A 1,938-nucleotide genomic window follows, 5' to 3' on the forward strand; every position below is an offset into this window, starting at 1 on the left:
GCTAGCTGGCGACTAAACGTCTCATAAGTCAGCCTAACCTCAGCTTCCATCTCATTAAAGCCTTTGGTAATGTCATTATCATGGTCATCTTTACTAAAGGCAGTCAATCCCACCTCCGGTATGACCACCCAATGCTGATCCAAACGCCATTCGTACTCTGCGCCCAGATCAAGACGAAGTTGACCATCGGTATATAAGTAGGCTCTCGCATCTGTTTCGATGAAATACGGCGCGGTGCCGACAATACCGGCCATCACGGCAGCGTTATCGTTTTCAGTATCATAAGCGACACCAGCTTCACCATTCCAAAAAATGCTCAGTGGTTTCCAATAAGCAAGCGAGCTCAAGCTGTCGATTTCTTTATCATCTTTAGTCTGAGCACTACCTTCCGTGCGTAGCCTTATACGATTGCTATCAGTACCATACCAACCCGTCGCCTCGAAGTTGATTTGGTCTTCATCAAACTGATAGCCCAAATCGTCTACTGACACTCCCCATAACGGCATGCTGCCCATCATCATTGGCTTACCATACTGCCCATAGGGAACACCGTTTGAGTAGTCTGGACTGCGAGCATCAGCTGGTGGCTGCCCGCCTTGCATCCCTGACATATCCATGCCGCTGTGATCCATATCAGACATATCGCCCGACATATCCATGCCACTGTGATCCATATCAGACATATCGCTCGACATATCCATGCCGCTATGATCCATATCAGACATATCACCTGACATGTCCATGCCACTGTGATCCATATCAGACATATCGCCCGACATATCCATGCCACTGTGGTCCATATCAGACATCTCAGCAGCTGTGGCAAAAGAGGATGTGAGCAAGACTAGCGATGACAAACCAATGAATGGCAGATTTTTCTTAGATATTTTCATAATAAGCCTCATATTTGAAGGTTTGTTAAACAACGGCAACTTCTCGGAACATACCGGCTTCCATGTGATAAAGCAGATGGCAATGCCATGCCCATCGTCCAAATTCACCCGTCACATCAAAGCTAATCTTTTGTGCAGGCTGCACCACAATCGTATGTTTACGTACCTGAAAGTCTCCAGATGGGGTTCGTAAATCACTCCACATGCCATGCAGATGCATCGGATGATTCATCATGGTGTCATTGACTAAGGTGATACGTACGCGCTCGTTTGGCTTAATATTGACAGGGGTTGCATCCTTAAACATGACACCATCTAGCGCCCAGATATAGCGTTCCATATTGCCAGTCAGATGTAGCTCGATCTCTCGGGTAGGCTTGCGCTGCTCTGCAAATATAGCCTCATCGACAGAGCGCAGCTGACTATAATTCAGCACGTCACGATTGATATTACGCAGGTTAATACCGGGATCATCGAGGTTTATACGTGGACTGTCGACACGCATGTCAGATTTAAAGTCATACTCGGTCTTGGCATGCTTTGCTTTATAACCATCAGCACCCATCGCACCCATCATATCGGCCATGGTCAGCCATTCGATTTTGTCCATGGTAGGCATTGCTGCACGAGCGCCTTCTTTGGTCGCAAGCGTTGCTGCCACATAGCCTGAACGGTCTATATTTTGGGCAAATATGGTATGCGCATCTTTGTTCGGGGTGACGATGACGTCATAAGTCTCAGCAACGCCAATGCGAAAATCATCAATCGCAACAGGTGCAACATCATTGCCATCCGTTGATACGACGGTCATTTTGAGACCCGGTATACGCACATCGAAGATGGTTTGCGCTGAGCCATTGATAAAGCGCAGTTTGACAGGCTGTCCCGCTTTCACTAGCTGTGTCCAATTGGCTGCGGTGGTTTTACCATTCATAAGGTAAGTAAAGGTTTTTTCACCAGATAGATCGGTGAAATCTGTCGGCATCATGCGCATTTGATTCCACATTTTTCGCTTGTCGTGAGCGGCTTCTATATCTGTTGCTGC

The 1,938-nt window shown here is 47.3% G+C and carries 2 protein-coding genes; both read right to left on the reverse strand.

Annotated elements, in window-relative coordinates:
- On the reverse strand, nt 1-893 hold an 893-nt coding region (locus DFP82_RS14610), incomplete at its 3' end, for a copper resistance protein B (protein ID WP_110924448.1).
- A gap of 25 nt (nt 894-918) precedes the next feature.
- The coding region (locus tag DFP82_RS14615; RefSeq protein ID WP_181416336.1) for a multicopper oxidase domain-containing protein at nt 919-1,938 on the reverse strand (1,020 nt) is incomplete at its 5' end.

It is taken from the genome of Psychrobacter fozii (genome assembly GCF_003217155.1).
In the GTDB taxonomy this organism is placed as follows: domain Bacteria; phylum Pseudomonadota; class Gammaproteobacteria; order Pseudomonadales; family Moraxellaceae; genus Psychrobacter; species Psychrobacter fozii.